Origin of the sequence: Pseudomonas jinjuensis (assembly GCF_900103845.1) — a bacterium.
GTDB lineage: Bacteria > Pseudomonadota > Gammaproteobacteria > Pseudomonadales > Pseudomonadaceae > Pseudomonas > Pseudomonas jinjuensis.
Genome location: NZ_FNIJ01000008.1, coordinates 135,914 through 152,583, shown reverse-complemented (window position 1 = coordinate 152,583; position 16,670 = coordinate 135,914). Strand labels below are relative to the sequence as shown.

Sequence of the window (16,670 nt, the reverse complement as noted above, 5' to 3'; positions counted from 1 at the left end):
CCGCACCTACACTCGACCCATGCAGCATGAAGTGAAAACCATGACCGACCGAATCCTTTCCCTCGCCGCCCTCACGGTGCTCGAACTGTCGCCACCGGAAATGGTGGAAGTCGCCGCCCGGGCCGGCTACAGCCACGTCGGCCTGCGCCTGGTGCCGGCCACCGCGGAGGAGCAGCATTTCCCGCTGGTGGCCGACGCCGATCTGCGCCGGCAAACCCAGGCGCGCCTGCGCGACACCGGCATCGGGGTGCTCGACCTGGAAATCCTCCGTCTCAAGCCGGAAACCCGCGTCGCCGACTTCGACCCCATCCTGGCCGTGGGCGCCGAGCTCGGCGGAACCGAGCTGCTGGTCGCCGGCAACGATCCGGACGAGGCGCGCCTGACCGCCAACTTCGCCGAACTATGCGATCTGGCGGCCGGCTACGGCATCCACCCGCACCTCGAATTCATGCCCTGGACCGACGCCCGCGACCTGCAGCAGGCCATGCGCATCGTCGCCAACGCCGACCGGCCGAACGGCTGCGTGCTGGTCGACGCCTTCCACTTCAATCGTTCCCGCTCCTCGCTGGACGACCTGGCAATGTTGGAGCCGCAGCGCATGCGCTATGCCCAGCTGTGCGACGTGGCCGGCCCGGTTCCGGCCGACATGGACGAGATCCTGCGCCAGGCGCGCAACGAGCGGCGTTTCCCGGGCGACGGCGACGCCGATCTGCTCGGCCTGCTGCGTACCTTGCCGGCGAACGTTCCGTTGAGCCTGGAGATCCCGACGCGGCAACTGATGGAGCAGGGCGTGAGCGCCGAACAGCGCGCGCGGATGGCGCTGGAGAAGGCGCTGGAGGTGTTGGCGCAGGTCTGAGCTGCAACACGCGGTACCGACGCCCGGCCTTGCGCCGGGCGTTTTCGTTTTGCGGAACCGTGCCGGGCGATCGTAGGGCAAAACGCGCCAGCGTTATCCACCATCCGCCGCGCCTGAACGCAGGTGCGCGTCATGCGCGCGGGTCGCGGGCATGGCCCGCTCCTACAGGGGGCCTCGTACTATCGTTCCCACGCTCCTGCGTGGGAATGCCGCTCTCGACGCTCCCGCGTCGATGGGACGCGGAGCGTCTCCGGATGGGTTCCCACGCAGGAGCGTGGGAACCATGAATTGCACTTGTATCCACACAAAAAAAAAGAGGCCCACGCGGGCCTCGGAGAGTGGAACCGGATTCGCTCTTACACCACCTCGATCTTCCGCGGCGCCATGAAGTACATCCAGACCAGCGCGATGAAGTACATCGCCGGGATCATGGTGAACAGCACGGCGTAGTTGTTGTTGGTGACGGTCAGCACGGTGCCGACGATCTGGGTCATGAACATCCCGCCGATCGCCGCGCACATGCCGCCGAAGCCGAACACCGTGCTCACCAGGTGCTTGGGCGTGTAGTCCATCACCAGGCTCCAGATGTTCGCGGTCCAGGCCTGGTGCGCGCCGACCGCCAGGGCGATGGCCAGCACCGCGACCCACAGGCCGCTGGCGTGGGCGGCGAAGGTCACGCTGACGATGGTGCAGGCGAAGATCAGCATCGACACCAGCCGCGCGGTGGTGGCGCGCACGCCGCGGCCGATCAGCCAGGAGGAGAGGATGCCGCCGCCGACGCTGCCGAAGTCCGCGGTCAGCCAGATCAGGATCAGCGGGATGCCCATCTGGGTGACGCTGATGCCCAGGTCGTACTGCTGGTTGAGGAACGGCGGCAGCCAGTACAGGTAGAACCAGAACACCGGCGCGGTGATCGAGTAGGCCAGGGCGAAGGCCCAGGTGCCGCGCATGCGCAGGATGCGGCTGAAGGGCACGCGGGTCGGCTCCGGCTCGACGTCCTTCTGGATGTATTCCAGTTCGCTCTGGCGCACGCTCGGATGCTCTTCCGGGTTGAAGTACTTCAGGCCCCACAGCACCACCCAGACCAGGCCCAGGCAGCCCATGGCGATGAACGCGGCCTGCCAGCCCCAGGTGGCGAGGATCAGCGGCAGCAGCGCCGGGGTGATCATCGCGCCGACGTTGGTGCCGGCGTTGAACAGGCCGGTGGCGAGGGCGCGTTCGCCGGCCGGGAACCACAGCCGGGTGGTCTTCACGCAGGCCGGGTAGTTGGCCGCCTCGGTCAGGCCGAGGATGAAGCGGCAGACCATGAAGCCGGCCGCTGAAGTGGCCAGGCCGTGGGCGCCGGTGGCGAGGCTCCAGAGCAGCACCGCGGCGAAGAAGGCGTGCTTCACGCCGACCTTGTCGATCAGCCGTCCCTGCAGGAGGAAGCCCACCGCGTAGCCGACCTGGAACCAGAAGTTGATGTTGGCGTAGTCCATCGCCGTCCAGCTCATTTCCTTGGCGAGGATCGGCTGCATGACGCCGAGGGCGGCGCGGTCGATGTAGTTCAGCGTGGTGGCGAAGAACACCAGGGCGAGCATGCCCCAGCGGGTCTTGCCGACGGCGAAGGCGCCGCGAATCTTGTCACCGATGGAGCCGTGGGAAGCGCTGGGCATGGCGGTGCCGGTCTGCGAGTGGATCATGTCGTGGCCATCCGTTCGTTCGAGGACTGCGAGCAGTCGTGACTGTGATGCCTCTGCCCGGGGCCGGCCGTTACCCAGTATGGGCGCTGGCGGGCGGCGGAGGCGGCTGGCGGAACCGGTCAGGCGCCGGAACGGGGAGTCGGGGACTCGTGGGCCAGGGAACGGAGGCTGGGGGACGGGACGGTAGATGCGGGCATGGTGGCTGTACCTGTTTCTTGAAATTGTTATCGGCCGCTGGCGGCGTTCCATCGCGGGGTGGCACAAGGCAGGTGGTGCCCGCGACGTAATTCGATGGTGCGCAGTGATCGAAAAACCGTCAATTCGATAACCGGCCTTTTGTTCGTTAATCGAACGAAAACTAACTGGTTCGTACAATTTTCGTTGCCGTTCGAAAATACTCCGCAAATAATCGATGCACCAGAGTTGCGCCCGCCGGTTCGTCCCCTCGACCGGCCATTCCGATGACCGGCGCGACACGGCATCCACGGTCGCGGCCCGCAGAGGTCGCCCCTTTCACAGGAGCAGAAGCATGCAGCGCTCGATCGCCACCGTCTCCCTGAGCGGAACCCTGCCGGAAAAACTCGAGGCCATCGCCGCCGCCGGTTTCGACGGCGTGGAAATCTTCGAGAACGATCTTCTCTACTACGCCGGCAGCCCGCGCGAGATTCGCCAGATGTGCGCCGACCTGGGCATCGCCATCACCCTGTTCCAGCCGTTCCGCGACTTCGAGGGCTGCCGCCGCGACCGCCTGCAGAAGAACCTCGACCGCGCCGAGCGCAAGTTCGACCTGATGCAGGAACTGGGCACCGACCTGGTGCTGGTCTGCAGCAACGTGGCGGCGGATTCGCTGGGCGACGAGCAGATTCTCGTCGACGACCTCCGCCGGCTGGCCGAACGCGCCGGCGCGCGCGGCCTGCGCATCGGCTACGAGGCGCTCGCCTGGGGCCGCCATGTGAACACCTGGCAGCAGGTCTGGGACATCGTCCGCCAGGCCGACCATGCCGCCCTCGGCGTGCTGCTGGACAGCTTCCACACCCTGTCGATCAAGGGCGATCCCAGCGGTTTCGCCGAGATTCCCGGGGAGAAGATCTTCTTCGTGCAGATGGCCGACGCGCCGATCCTGGCCATGGACGTGCTGGAGTGGAGCCGGCACTTCCGCTGCTTCCCGGGGCAGGGCGAGTTCGACCTGCCGGGCTTCCTCGCGCCGATCCTGAAGAGCGGCTACCGGGGGCCGCTGTCGCTGGAAATCTTCAACGACGGCTTCCGCGCCGCGCCGACCCGCTCCAACGCCGCCGACGGCCTGCGCTCGCTGCTCTACCTGGAGGAGAAGACCCGCAAGCTGCTGGAGAAGGAAGCGGCGCCGGTCGACACCGGCATCCTCTTCGCGCCGCCGCCGGCCAGCCGCTACGACGGTGTGGAGTTCCTCGAATTCGCCGTCGACGAGGAGCAGGGCGCGCGCCTCGCCGGCTGGCTGGAAAAGCTCGGCTTCGCCCGCGCCGGCCAGCACCGCTCCAAGGAAGTCAGCCTGCTGCGCCAGGGCGACATCAACATCGTGCTGAATGCCGAGCCGTACTCCTTCGCCCACAACTTCTTCGAGGCCCACGGCCCGTCGCTGTGCGCCACCGCGCTGCGGGTGCGCGACGGCGGCAGCGCCCTGGAGCGCGCCCAGGCGTTCGGCGCGCAGCCGTTCCGCGGCCTGGTCGGCCCCAACGAACGCGAGATTCCCGCCGTGCGCGCGCCGGACGGCAGCCTGATCTACCTGGTGGAGGAACGCGAGCCGGGCCAGACCATCTACGACAGCGACTTCGTCCTCGACCCGCAGGCCGCGCCCGCCGGCAACCTGCAGCGCATCGACCACATGGCCATGGCGCTGCCGGCGGACAGCCTCGACAGCTGGGTGCTGTTCTACAAGAGCGTGCTGGACTTCGAGGCCGACGACGAGGTGGTGCTGCCCGATCCCTACGGCCTGGTGAAGAGCCGGGCGATCCGCAGCCGCTGCAGCAGCGTCCGCCTGCCGCTGAACATCTCGGAGAACCGCAACACGGCGATCTCCCACGCGCTGTCCAGCTATCGCGGCTCCGGCGTGCACCACATCGCCTTCGCCTGCGAGGACATCTTCGCCGAGGTCGCCCGGGCCAAGGAGGCCGGCGTGCCGCTGCTGGAAATCCCGCTCAACTACTACGACGACCTTGCCGCGCGTTTCGACTTCGACGACGAGTTCCTCAGCGAGCTGGCCTACTACAACGTGCTGTACGACCGCGACGCCCAGGGCGGCGAGCTGTTCCACGTCTACAGCGAGCCGTTCGAGGGGCGCTTCTTCTTCGAGATCATCCAGCGCCGCAACGGCTACGTCGGCTATGGCGCGGCCAACGTCGCCGTGCGCCTGGCGGCCATGGCCAAGGCGCGCAGCGGCGCGACGCGGCCGGCCAGGCTGTGATCCGGACCGGCCGCGGCCTTCCTTCGGGCTGCGGCCGGTCCCATAATCGCCAGACCTTGCCGCTGGCTGTGAGTCCTGTATGTCGAATCTCCCCGAAACCCTTGCCGAACCCGTCGCCCCGCAACGCAAGGGCCGCAAGAACAACCCGGAAAAGACCCGCGAGGACATCCTCCAGGCGGCGATCACCGAATTCGTCCAGGAGGGGCTGTCCGGCGCGCGGGTGGACTCCATCGCCGAGCGCACCCACACCTCCAAGCGGATGATCTACTACTACTTCGGCAGCAAGGAGCAGCTCTACGTCGAGGTGCTGGAGAAGCTCTACGGCGACATCCGCCGCACCGAGAGCCAGCTGCACCTGGCCGAGCTGGAGCCGCGCGAGGCGATCCGCCGCACGGTGGAATTCGCCTTCGACCACCATGACCGCAACGTCGACTTCGTGCGCATCGTCAGCATCGAGAACATCCACCACGGCGAGTACGTCAAGCAGTCCAACGCGATCCGCTCGATGAGCAACACCATGCTGCACTCCCTCGCCGAAATCCTCCGCCGCGGCGAGGCGGAGGGCCTGTTCCGCGGCGGCCTCGACCCGCTCGACGTGCACCTGCTGATCAGCTCCTTCTGCTTCTACCGGGTGTCGAACCGCCACACCTTCGGCGAGATCTTCCAGACCGACCTGTCGGACGAACAGGCCAAGGCGCGCCACAAGCAGATGATCTGCGAGGCGGTGCTGCGCTATATCCAGGCGTAAGCCTGCAGCGGGGATGGTGGATAACGCTGGCGCGTTATGCACCCTACGGGGCTGCACCTCGGCGTGGTGTAGGAGCGGGCCATGCCCGCGACATTCCGGCGCCGCCGAGATCACTCGCACAGCGCCTTCCCCGCCAGGTAGCCGAACGTCATCCCCGGCCCGAGGGTGATCCCGCCGCTCGGGTAATGTCCGCCCATCACGCTCTGCATGTCGTTGCCCACGGCGAACAGGCCGGGTATCGGCCGGTCCCCGTCATCCAGCACCCGCGCCGAGGCATCGGTGCGCAGGCCGGCGAAGGTGCCGAGGCTCCCTGGAACGAGTTTCACCGCATGGAACGGTCCGTGTTGCAGCGGCCGCAGCGACGGATTCGGCCCGTGCAGCGGTTCGCCCTGGGCCCGGTTGTAGGCCGAGACGCCACGCTGGAAGTCCGGGTCCTCGCCCCGTGCGGCATGCCGGTTGAAGCCTTCCACAGTGGCCTGCAGCTGCGCCGGGTCGATCCCGCAGCGCGCCGCCAGTTCCGCCAGGGTGCGGCCGCTGAACAGATAGCCGCGCCGTTCATGGAAGCCGGCAGGGAAGGGGAACGGCTTGGCCCAGCCGATGCCGTAGCGGCGCTGCGCCGGGTGGTCGCAGATCAGCCAGGCCTCGTGCGGCTCGCCTTCCGGCGTGGCGGCGAACAGCGCATTCATGAAGTCGTGGTAGCAGTCGGCCTCGTTGACGAAGCGCCGGCCGTCGCGGCGCACGGCGATGAAGCCGGGCTTGGCGCGGTCGACCAGGTGCGGGAAGTGGCCGAGGCTGCCGTCGTTGCGCGGCACCAGCGAGACCGGCGCCCAGGCCCCGGCGTGGGCCAGCGTCTCGCCGACGCGGGCGCCGACCTGTTCGCCCAGGCGCAGGCCGTCGCCGCTGTTTTCCTTCGGCGCGGCCGAGCGATGTTCGTGGCCGTTCGGCGCATGGGGCATCAGCCGGGCGATGCGCTGGCGGTCGTGGGGGAAGCCGCCGCAGGCCAGCACCACACCCCGCCGGGCATGAATTTCCCGGCCATCGCCGAGCTGCGCGCCGGTGATCCGTCCGTCCTGCAGCAGCCGTGCGACCGGCGCATCGGTGAGCAGGGTCACGCCGAGATCGAGGGCGCTGCGCAGCAGCCGCGCCACCAGGGCGTTGCCGTTGACCAGCTGCATGCCGCGGCGATGCAGCAGCAGGTCGCGGAAATGCCGCAGCAGGCGCCTGCCGACGTGCAGCGCGGCCTTCGGCGAGCGCGTGGCATTGAAGAAGGCGGCCATGTCCGCGCCGCCGGCGATGCCCATGCCGGCGAGGCTGACGATATCCAGCGGCGGCCGCAGTTTGTCGATCCATGGGCCGAGCAGGCGCCCGTCAAACGGCTGCGCGCACAGCGAGCGGCCACCTTGCGCGCTGCCATCGCCGTCGCGCATGTCGGGCATCTTCGAGCCGGAGAGGAACTGCACGGCGGTATGCCGCTGGAAGAACTCGATCATCTCCGGCCCATGGCGCAGGAAGGCGCGCTGGCGCTCGTCCAGCTCGGCGGCCCGCACCTGGGCGCACAGGTAGCGTTCCGGCGCGTCGCCGTCCTCGACTATGCCTTCGGCGATGGCCAGCGGATTGCGCGGAATCCACAGCCAGCCGCCCGACCAGGCGCTGGTGCCGCCGAGCTGGCTGGCCTTTTCCGCGACCATCACCTTCAGGCCGTGGTGCGCGGCGGTGACCGCGGCGGCCAGGCCGGAGGCGCCGGAGCCGATGACCAGGACGTCGCAGTGGAGGGTGTCGTGCATGCCGGTGACTCTGGTGGTTGGGTTTGCCCTCACCCCAGCCCTCTCCCGGAGGGATAGGGGGCGGCTCGGGATTGCGGGTCGGCATGCTGCTTCGCTTCATGCCAAACAGTCCTCTCTCCCTCTGGGAGAGGGGCTTTCACTGCAACGGCGAAAACCCCGTCGGGCGCATCAGCCGCGACTCCAGTTTCAGCACCGCGCCCAGCTCCCGGTTGCGCCGGGAGAATTCCGCCCAGCGTGGATCGGCGGCCATCGCCGCGCGGCGGGCGATGCGCTCGTCGAGGCTTTCGTAAGCCCAGATATGCACCACCTGGTTGGCCTCGCCGAACTCGGTGGTGAAGAAGCCGACCAGCTTGCCGAGATGCTCGGTCTGTACCTCCAGCGCGTGGCTCCGGTACAGGGCGAGCCAGTCGCCCAGCTTCAGCGGATCGATGGTGTAGGTTCTCAGTTCGTAGTACATGCGCGGGTCTCCGTGGGAATGGCCGGTGCCTGCAGGCGTTCGGCGATATGGCTGGCGGCGATCCAGCCGAAGGTCAGGGCGGGGCCGATGGTTATGCCGGGGCCGGGGTAGGTGCCGTCCATCAGCGAGTTCATGTCGTTGCCGGCGGCGTACAGGCCGGGGATCGGCGCGCCGCCGCGGTCGAGCACGTTGGCATTGGCGTCGGTGACCAGGCCGCGGGCCGAGCCGAGGTCGCCGGTGTGGATGCGGATGGCATAGAACGGCGCTTTCGCCAGCGGCGCCAGGCAGGGGTTGGGCTTGTGCTCGGGGTCGCCCATGTAGCGGTTGTAGCTGTTGCCGCCCTTGGCGAATTCGCGGTCGATGCCGTCGCGGGCGTCGGCGTTGAAGCGCTCCAGGGTCTGCCGCAGACCCTGCGGATCGACGCCGATGGCGCGGGCCAGGGCTTCCGGTGTGTCGGCGCGGTGCAGGTAGCCGGCCTCGATCAGCGCCGAGTTGTCCACCGGCTTCGGCCGCGCCAGGCCCAGGCCGTAACGGTTCAGCGCTTCGGCGTCGCAGATCAGCCAGACCGGTGAATTGCCGCTGGCGAACATGGTCTGGACGAAGTGGTGGTAGGAGTTGGATTCGTTGACGAAGCGCCGCCCGGCCCGGTTCACCGCGATCACGCCGGGCTTGGCGCGGTCGGTGACCAGGTGCGGGAAGCGCTCGGTTTCGCCGTTGGCATGGCGCAGCTCGGAAACCGGCGCCCAGAAGAAGTTCGCCGCCATGTCCTGGCCGCTGGCGGCGCCCACCGCTTCGCCGAGGCGCAGGGCGGCGCCGTCGTTGCTCGGCGGCGACATGGTCAGATGCGGCGCCTCGCTGGGCGGGCGGTTGGCCGCGGCGATGGCGCCGGCGGCGAACCCGCCCATGGCGCAGACCACGCCGCCGCGGGCGCGAATCCGCTGGCTGCGGCCGTCGCGCTTCACCACCACGCCGGTCACCGCGCCCTGCTCGACGATCAGCTCCTGCGCCTCGCTGTTCAGCCACAGCTCGGCGCCCTTGCCGAAGGCGCTGGTGGCGAGGCGGGCGATCAGCGCGTTGCCGGTGGTCAGGCGGGTGCCGCGATGGTGGGAGAGGCGGTCGAGGCCGTAGCGCGCCATCAGCTTGAGGCAATGCCAGAGCGACTTCGGCGAGCGGCGGAAGCTGAGGAAATGCTGGATGTCGACGCGATTGACCATCATCCCGCCGAACAGCAGCATCCCCGGCGGCGGCATCTTCAGGTCCCTGAAGCGTTCGCCGAGGTGGCGGCCGTCGTACTCGACCATCTCCAGCGCGCGGCCGGATTCGGTGGCGCCGGGCTCGTCCGGGTAGTAGTCCGGCGAATGCGGGCGCAGGGCGTAGCGTAGCTCGGTGTTGGCCTCCAGCCAGCGCAGCGCCTGGTGGCCGCGCTCGATGAAGGCATCCACCAGCTCGGGGTCGTAGCCGGCGCCGATGATGGTCTTCAGGTAGGTGCGCATGGCCTCCGGGGAGTCCTTGGCGCCGGCCGCGCGGGCCTGGTCGGTGCCGTATATCCAGGCCGCGCCGCCGGAGATCGCCGAGGTGCCGCCGAAGGTGTCGGCCTTTTCCACGACCAGCACCTTGAGGCCACGGCAGGCGGCGGTGGCGGCAGCGGCGAAACCGCCGGCGCCGCTGCCGAGGACGACCAGGTCGTACTCGCGCTGGGGTTGTTCGAAGTGGGTCATGGCGTCAGATCTCCAGCGGCGTGACGCCCATGAAGGCGCCGAGGTGGCCGAGCTGGGCGAAGGCCATTTCCGGGCCGGTCTGGATGGCGCAGCCGCGCTGGCGCGCCGCTTCCAGCAGCGGGGTGATTTCCGGCGAGGTGACCACGTCGGCGACCAGGGTGGAGGGCTGCAGGGTTTCCAGCAGCGCGGCCGGGAGCGGCAGTTCGCCGGTTCCACCCATGCCCACCGGCGAGGCGTTGACCAGCAGGTCGAAGCCTTCCAGCGAGCTGTACTGCGTGGCGATCTGCAGGGCGGGGAAGGCGTTGCCGAGCAGTTCGCCGAGGGCGCCGGCGCGCTCGGTGCCGGGGTCGGCGATCGTCAGCCGGCGGATACCGGCCTCGGCCAGCGCATAGGCGATGGCGCTGCCGACACCGCCGGCGCCGATCAGCAGCGCGCTCCTGTCGTCAGCCTGGAAGCCGTGCTTCTGCGTCGCGCCGAGGAAGCCTGCGCCGTCGACGTTGTCGCCCAGCAGGCGGCCATCGGCCTCGCGGCGGATCACGTTGACCGAGCGCAGCGCGGCGGCGCGGACGCTGAGGCCGTCGAGGCGCGTGGCGATGCTCTGCTTGTAGGGCACGGTGACCACGCATCCACGCAGGTTGCGCCAGCCGCGCAGGCTGTCGAGGAAGGCGTCGAGCGCGGTTTCCTGCATGTCGATGGGAAGCATCGCCAGGTTGCGGCCATTGTTGGTGAACCAGATGTTGAAGTTTTCCGGCGATTTCACCTGGGCGATGGGCGAACCGACGATGGCGACCAGTTCGGTTGAACCACGGATCATGCTGACCTCCGTTCTTGGCGTTGTTGTGGAGGCAAGGTTGACGCGGGTAGGGCAGGGCAACAACGCGGTTATCGGCTGTTTGATGCGATAATCGCAGTCATGAATCGGTAATCGCATCAATCGATAGAATTTCCCCCTGTAGGAGCGGGCCATGCCCGCGACAATCCAATCGGGGGCATGGCCCCTTCCTGCGAGTGAAATCCATGGACAAACCCGACATCCACCCCCGCGACCTGATCGCCGGCCTGCAGAAGGGCCTGGCGCTGATGCAGCTATTCAGCGCCGACCAGCCGCGCCTGAGCGTGCCGCAGGCGGCGAAACTGTCCGGGATGACGCCGAGCGCCACGCGGCGCTTCCTGCTGACCCTGGTGCACGAAGGCTTCGCCGAGACCGACAACCGCCATTACTGGCTGACGCCCAAGGCGCTGCGCATCGGCCAGGCCTACGTGGATTCAGCGCAGCTGCCGCGCATGCTGCGGCCGATCGTCGAGCAGGTGGCGCGGCAGACCCAGGAGCACGTCTCGGTGGGCACCCGCGACGGCGACGAGATCATCCACGTGGTGCGCAGCCGCTACAGCCACATCGCCTCGCTGTCGATCCGCCCCGGCTCGCGGGTGCCGATGTACTGCACCGCCGGTGGGCGGGTCTGGCTGGCGTCGCTGGACGAGGCGGAGCTGGACGCCTACTTCGCACGCAACCCGCCGCGCCCGCTCACGCCCTATACGCAGACCCACGTGGCGCGTCTGAAGGAAGAACTGCAGCGGGTGGCGGAGCAGGGCTTCAGCATCGTCGACCAGGAATACGAGATCGGCATGCGCGTGCTCGGCGTGCCGCTGCTGGACCGCGCCGGCCGCCTGAAGGCGACGCTGGCGATCACCACCCATGCCTCGCGGCTGAGCGTGGACGAGATGCGCCTGCGCTACCTGGCGCCGCTGTACGAGGCGCAGGCGTTGTTGAAGCCGGTGTTGGATTGAATGGCTGCGGCTTTTTGTAGGGGTTCGGTGCGTGGGCATCGAGCAATTACGTTCGCTGATCGCACTTTTTGCCCGGACTGGGCGGCGAACGCTTCATAATGTCCGCCGCCTTGCCATAGCGAGTTCCTCATGACCCTGCAGTTCCTTCTCGTCGCCTTGCCCGCCGTGCTGCTCACCGGGGTTTCCAAGGGTGGTTTCGGCGGCGCGCTGGGTGGGATCGCCGTGCCGCTGATGGCGCTGGCGATGCCGCCGACCCAGGCCGCGGCGATCATGCTGCCGATCCTGTGCATGGCGGACATCACCGGGCTGCGGCGTTTCTACGGCAAGTGGGATTCGCGCAACCTGAAGATCATGCTGCCCGGCGCCTTGCTGGGCGTGCTGATCGGCAGCCTGACCTTCGGCCTGCTCAGCGAGCGCTTCATCGGCCTGCTGATCGGTGCGATCGCCATCGGCTTCGTGCTGCTCAATGCCGTGGTTTCCCGCGCGGCGGCACAGCCGGCCCGGGCGGCGGTGGGCAAGGGCGTGGTGCTGTCCGGCGTCGCCGGCTTCACCAGCTTCGTCGCCCACGCCGGCGGCCCGCCGGTCCTGATGTACCTGCTGCCGCAGCAACTGGAGAAGATCCGCTACATCGCCACGGTGAACGTGTTCTTCCTGCTGACCAATGCGATCAAGCTGATTCCCTACGCGCTGCTCGGCCAGTTCAACTGGCACAACCTCGGCGCCAGCCTGATGCTCGCGCCCGTTGTGGTGGCGGGGGTATGGCTGGGCATCTGGCTGCAGGACAAGGTCAACCACACCTGGTTCTACCGCATCGCGCGGCTGGGGTTGCTGGTGACCGGGGTGCAGTTGCTGGTGCAGAACTGGCAGGGCTGAAAGGGTCGCGGGCATGGCCCGCTCCTACGGTAAAGCCCGGCACTGCCCCCTGTAGGAGCGGGCCATGCCCGCGACAGACGTCTATGCATTCATGCCATGGAAATGCGCCAGCATCCGCCCCGCATCGGCCGGCGCGCCGCTGAACAGTTCGAACGCCTTGACCGCCTGGAACACCGCCATGTTGCCGCCGTCCAGCGTGCGGCAGCCGAGGGCGCGGGCGTGGCGGAGGAGTTCGGTTTCCAGCGGGAAATAGATGATCTCGGCGACCCACAGGCCGGCGTGCAGCAGCTCCGGCGGCAGCGGCGTGCCCGGCAGCTTGGCCATGCCCACCGGGGTGGTGTTGACCAGGCCGTCGGCTTCCTGCATCTCGCCGGGCAGGTCCAGGCCGACCCGGGCGCGGCCGTCGCCGAAGTGGGCGTTGAGGTTGTCCACCAGGCCCTGGGCGCGCGTGGGGTCGACTTCGAAGATGGTCAGCACTTCGACACCCTCGCTGAGCAGCGCATGGGCCACCGCCGCACCGGCGCCACCGGCGCCCATCTGCACCACGCGGCGCCGCGAGACGTCCGGCAGGCCGCGCCGGAAGCCTTCGGCGAAGCCCAGGCAGTCGGTGTTGTGGCCGATGCGCTTGCCGTTCTCCAGCACCACGGTGTTCACCGCGCCGATGCCGCGCGCTTCGTCCGACAGTTCGTCGAGCAGCGGGATCACCGCCTGCTTGCAGGGGAAGGTGATGTTCAGCCCGGTGAAGCCCATGCGCTCGGCGGCGCCGAGCAGGTCCGGCAGGGCGGCGCTGTCGAGCTTGAGCTGGTCGAGGTCGATCAGGCGGTACAGGTAGCGGATGCCCTGGGCGTCGCCTTCGCGTTCGTGCAGGGCGGGGGTGCGCGAGGCCTGGATGCCGGCGCCGATCAGGCCGGCGAGTACGGAGGTTTTCTTCTCGGTCATGACGTCAGGCCTGCAGCAGGTGGGCGAAGTGTTCGAGGGCCAGGCGATAGCCGTTGGAGCCGAAACCGGCCATGACGCCGACGGCGACCGGGGAGACGAAGGAGTGGTGACGGAACTCCTCGCGCTTGTGCACGTTGGACAGGTGCACCTCGATCACCGGCAGCTCCACCGCGGCCAGGGCGTCGCGGATCGCCACCGAGGTGTGGGTCCAGGCCGCCGGGTTGATGACGATGCCGGCGCAACGGCCACGCGCCTGGTGGATCCAGTCGATCAACTGGCCCTCGTGGTTGGTCTGGCGGAATTCCACTTCCAGCCCGAGGCCCGCCGCAGTGCGCTGGCAGAGGGCTTCGACGTCGGCGAGGGTTTCGTGGCCGTAGGTGGCCGGCTCGCGGGTGCCGAGCAGGTTGAGGTTGGGGCCGTTGAGGATGAGGATCGGCAGGGTCATTTCGCAGGGTCTCTTGTTCGTATGGGACCTCGCCCGGATAGGGCGTGGGGTGCGTACCTGCAAAATGTACCGTTTAGTTACTTTCGTCAATCGACCCTGGGAGCCAGGGTTTGGCCGGCCTGCGCAAGCCGCCCGGAAAGCCTTGTGGGGCAAGGCCTTCAGCGGTTCTGGAACATGCAGGAAAGTGTTCGCTAATCGAACGGCGTCGCCTTCATCCGCGCATTGCGCGAAAATGCGCCATCCCTATCGACCAGGATTGCCCATGGACGCCGTGAAGCCCGCCATCATCCGAGAAACATTCCCCGTCGGTCCGCTGCAGTGCAACTGCACCCTGATCGGCGACCCGCTGACGAAGAAAGCCATGGTCGTCGATCCGGGCGGCGACCCGGACCTGATCATGGCGCGGCTGGAGAAGCACGGGCTGAAGCTGGTGAGCATCGTCCACACCCATGCGCACCTCGACCACTTCCTCGCCTCCGGCGAGATGAAGAAGCGCACCGGCGCCAGCCTGCACCTGCACAAGGACGACCAGTTCCTCTGGGACGCCCTGGAAATGCAGTGCAACATGTTCGGCATTCCCTACAAGCCGGTGCCGGCGCCGGACCAGTGGCTGCAGGACGACGAGGAGCTGGCCTGCGGCTGCGGCGTGGCGCTGCACACGCCGGGGCATACGCCGGGCTCGATGAGCTTCTGGTTCCCCGAGGCGAAACTGCTAATCGCCGGCGACACCCTGTTCTTCCGTGGCATTGGCCGCACCGACCTGTGGGGCGGCGACTACGCCACCATCGAGCGCTCGATCAGGCAGCGCCTGTACACGCTGGACGAGGACGCGGCGGTTGTCACCGGTCATGGCCCGGAGACTTGCCTGGGTGATGAAATGCGCGAGAATCCCTTCGTCAGGGCCTGATGGCAAATTGCATCGGGGCAGGGAATTTTCTCCCGCTTCGATGATCCAATGGCCGATTCCGGGGCCGCAGCCGCGTCGTGCCGCAGCCCCGTGGCAGGTTCCAAGCAAAACCGCCCGCCAGGGCGAATCCTTCCTCCAAGGAGTTTTCCTTCATGTTTACCGCACGTCGTCTGTCCATGGTCGCGGCCGTCACCGCATTTGCCCTCATGGCCGGTTGCGCCTCGCAGAATCCCTACGACCCCAACACCCAGGCTCCGGCCGAGGGTGGCGTGAGCAAGACCGCCAAGTACGGCGCGCTGGGCGCACTGGCCGGCGCCGTCGCCGGTGCCGCCATCGACCATGACAACCGTGGCAAGGGTGCGCTGATCGGCGCCGCCGCGGTCGGCGCCGCCGCCGCGGGCTACGGCTACTACGCCGACAAGCAGGAAGCCGAACTGCGTCGGCAGATGCAGGGCACCGGCGTGCAGGTCGAGCGCCAGGGCGACGACATCAAGCTGATCATGCCGGGCAACATCACCTTCGCCACCGACTCGGCGAACATCGCGCCGTCCTTCTACAGCCCGCTGAACAACCTGGCGAACTCCTTCAAGCAGTTCAACCAGAACAGCATCGAGATCGTCGGCTACACCGACAGCACCGGCAGCCGCCAGCACAACATGGACCTGTCCCAGCGTCGTGCGCAGAGCGTCGCCACCTACCTGACCTCCCAGGGCGTCGATGCCACCCGCGTCTCCACCCGCGGCATGGGCCCGGACCAGCCGGTCGCCAGCAACTCCACCGCCGACGGCCGCGCCCAGAACCGTCGCGTGGAAGTGAACCTGCGCGCGCTGCCAGGTGCCCAGGGCACTACCGTGCAGTAAGCGACCGTTGCAATGACGAAGAAACCCGCCGATTGGCGGGTTTCTTCGTTTTGGGGCAGATGGCGGGTTACGGGGGAATACACGCGTAGGGTGGATCACGCTCCATCGATCCACCATGGCCGCGCATGCGGCCCTCGGGATGGTGGATGGAAGAGCGCCATCCACCCTACGTTTCGCTGACCCCCTTGTGTTCCGCGGGCGGGTGCAACCCGCCACTTGCGGCTCCCGTGTCAGGCCTGCGCTCCGGCGGGGAAATCACGGCGCAGCTGCACCAGCAACTGGTCCTTGCGCTCCCACAACTGGTTGACCCACTGCTGGAACTCCAGGCGGTAGGCCTCGTCCTGGTCGTAGCTGCGGCCGAGGAACTGGCGCGGGATTTCCAGTTCCTCGAAGCGCACCACCACGTTCTTCAGCTTGCCGGACAGCAGGCACCAGAAGGTCGGCGCGCCGTCCGGATAGTGGATGGTGACGTTGACCAGGGTGCGCAGCTGTTCGCCCATGGCGTCGAGGACGAAGGCGATGCCGCCGGCCTTGGGCTTGAGCAGGGTGTCGAACGGCGACTGCTGCTGGTCGTGCTTGGCGCGGGTGAAGCGGGTGCCTTCGAGGAAGTTGAACACCGCCACCGGGATGCGCCTGAACTTGTCGCAGGCCTTGCGCGTGGTGGCGAGGTCCTGGCCCTGCTTCTCCGGGTGCCTGGCCAGATAGGCCTTGCTGTAGCGCTTCATGAAGGGGAAATCCAGCGCCCACCAGCACAGGCCGATGATGGGCACCCAGATCAGTTCCTGCTTGAGGAAGAAGCGCAGCAGCGGGATGCGCCGGTTGAGCTGGTACTGCAGGACGAGGATGTCGACCCAGCTCTGGTGATTGCTGGTCACCAGGTACGAGTGGCCGTACTGCAGTCCCTGCAGGCCCTGGACGTTCCAGCGGGTGCCCTGCACCAGGTTCATCCAGAACTTGTTGCAGCCGATCCAGCCTTCGGCGATCAGGCTCATGATCCTGCTGCACAGGCGCTGGGCCGGGGCGAAGGGCAGGAGCAGCTTGACCAGCGTCATCGAGAACAGCAGCAGGGCCCAGAACACGGTGCTGAGGAACAGCAGCAGGCTGGCCAGCACACCGCGAACGGCAGGGGGAAGAAAGCTCAACATCGAGGAGTCCTTGTACGTGAACGCCCGGACG

The 16,670-nt window shown here is 67.9% G+C and carries 15 protein-coding genes; 7 read left to right on the top strand and 8 right to left on the bottom strand.

All coding sequences use genetic code 11. The annotated features are described in order from the left end of the window. Positions 1-40: 40 nt before the first annotated feature. Positions 41-856 (top strand): sugar phosphate isomerase/epimerase family protein, encoded by an 816-nt coding sequence (locus BLR75_RS13350; protein ID WP_084309641.1) that lies wholly within the window; start codon positions 41-43, stop codon positions 854-856. A gap of 356 nt (positions 857-1,212) precedes the next feature. On the opposite strand, the gene BLR75_RS13345 is transcribed toward BLR75_RS13350, so the two are convergent. Further along, positions 1,213-2,538, bottom strand: a complete 1,326-nt coding sequence (locus tag BLR75_RS13345) for an MFS transporter (protein WP_084309642.1) — start codon at positions 2,536-2,538, stop codon at positions 1,213-1,215. Between the two features lie 529 nt (positions 2,539-3,067). Between BLR75_RS13345 and quiC the strand changes: the two genes are divergently transcribed. Together quiC and BLR75_RS13335 are read left to right on the top strand one after the other, a co-directional pair. Further along, on the top strand, positions 3,068-4,975 hold the full coding sequence (gene quiC, locus BLR75_RS13340) for a 3-dehydroshikimate dehydratase QuiC (protein WP_084309643.1): 1,908 nt from the start codon (positions 3,068-3,070) through the stop codon (positions 4,973-4,975). Between the two features lie 79 nt (positions 4,976-5,054). Then, the gene (locus BLR75_RS13335) at positions 5,055-5,723 is read left to right on the top strand and encodes a TetR/AcrR family transcriptional regulator (RefSeq protein WP_084309644.1); all 669 of its coding nucleotides are present in this window, start codon (positions 5,055-5,057) and stop codon (positions 5,721-5,723) included. A gap of 110 nt (positions 5,724-5,833) precedes the next feature. On the opposite strand, the gene BLR75_RS13330 is transcribed toward BLR75_RS13335, so the two are convergent. The 4 genes from BLR75_RS13330 to BLR75_RS13315 all read right to left on the bottom strand — a co-directional run bounded on the left by BLR75_RS13330 (position 5,834) and on the right by BLR75_RS13315 (position 10,496). Beyond that, positions 5,834-7,507 carry an FAD-dependent oxidoreductase gene (locus BLR75_RS13330; protein ID WP_084309645.1) on the bottom strand — a complete coding sequence of 558 codons (1,674 nt, stop codon included), beginning with the start codon at positions 7,505-7,507 and terminating at the stop codon, positions 5,834-5,836. Between the two features lie 136 nt (positions 7,508-7,643). After that, positions 7,644-7,964, bottom strand: coding sequence for an NIPSNAP family protein (locus tag BLR75_RS13325; RefSeq protein WP_084309646.1), 321 nt, complete (start codon positions 7,962-7,964; stop codon positions 7,644-7,646). Next, on the bottom strand, positions 7,949-9,682 hold the full coding sequence (locus BLR75_RS13320; protein WP_084309647.1) for an FAD-dependent oxidoreductase: 1,734 nt from the start codon (positions 9,680-9,682) through the stop codon (positions 7,949-7,951). The genes BLR75_RS13325 and BLR75_RS13320 overlap by 16 nt, the downstream gene beginning before the upstream one ends. Before the next feature lie 4 nt (positions 9,683-9,686). Continuing rightward, positions 9,687-10,496 carry a shikimate dehydrogenase family protein gene (locus BLR75_RS13315; protein ID WP_084309648.1) on the bottom strand — a complete coding sequence of 270 codons (810 nt, stop codon included), beginning with the start codon at positions 10,494-10,496 and terminating at the stop codon, positions 9,687-9,689. Positions 10,497-10,699: 203 nt separating this feature from the next. Between BLR75_RS13315 and BLR75_RS13310 the strand changes: the two genes are divergently transcribed. After that, entirely contained in the window at positions 10,700-11,470 is a 771-nt protein-coding gene (locus BLR75_RS13310) for an IclR family transcriptional regulator domain-containing protein (RefSeq protein WP_084309649.1), read from the top strand. 129 nt (positions 11,471-11,599) lie between these two features. Continuing rightward, complete coding sequence (locus BLR75_RS13305) at positions 11,600-12,343, top strand: sulfite exporter TauE/SafE family protein (RefSeq protein WP_084309650.1); 744 nt, start codon at positions 11,600-11,602, stop codon at positions 12,341-12,343. 81 nt (positions 12,344-12,424) lie between these two features. Here BLR75_RS13305 and BLR75_RS13300 read toward each other — a convergent pair whose 3' ends face one another. Continuing rightward, positions 12,425-13,282 (bottom strand): shikimate dehydrogenase, encoded by an 858-nt coding sequence (locus tag BLR75_RS13300; protein WP_084309651.1) that lies wholly within the window; start codon positions 13,280-13,282, stop codon positions 12,425-12,427. Positions 13,283-13,286: 4 nt separating this feature from the next. Further along, a complete protein-coding gene (aroQ, locus tag BLR75_RS13295) occupies positions 13,287-13,727 on the bottom strand; it encodes a type II 3-dehydroquinate dehydratase (protein WP_084309652.1) in 441 nt (146 codons plus the stop codon). A gap of 262 nt (positions 13,728-13,989) precedes the next feature. Between aroQ and BLR75_RS13290 the strand changes: the two genes are divergently transcribed. Together BLR75_RS13290 and BLR75_RS13285 are read left to right on the top strand one after the other, a co-directional pair. Continuing rightward, complete coding sequence (locus BLR75_RS13290) at positions 13,990-14,634, top strand: MBL fold metallo-hydrolase (RefSeq protein ID WP_084309653.1); 645 nt, start codon at positions 13,990-13,992, stop codon at positions 14,632-14,634. Positions 14,635-14,786: 152 nt separating this feature from the next. After that, positions 14,787-15,494 carry a YiaD family glycine zipper/OmpA-like lipoprotein gene (locus BLR75_RS13285; protein WP_084309654.1) on the top strand — a complete coding sequence of 236 codons (708 nt, stop codon included), beginning with the start codon at positions 14,787-14,789 and terminating at the stop codon, positions 15,492-15,494. Between the two features lie 230 nt (positions 15,495-15,724). Here BLR75_RS13285 and BLR75_RS13280 read toward each other — a convergent pair whose 3' ends face one another. Next, complete coding sequence (locus BLR75_RS13280; RefSeq protein WP_084309655.1) at positions 15,725-16,639, bottom strand: acyltransferase; 915 nt, start codon at positions 16,637-16,639, stop codon at positions 15,725-15,727. Positions 16,640-16,670: the final 31 nt, after the last annotated feature.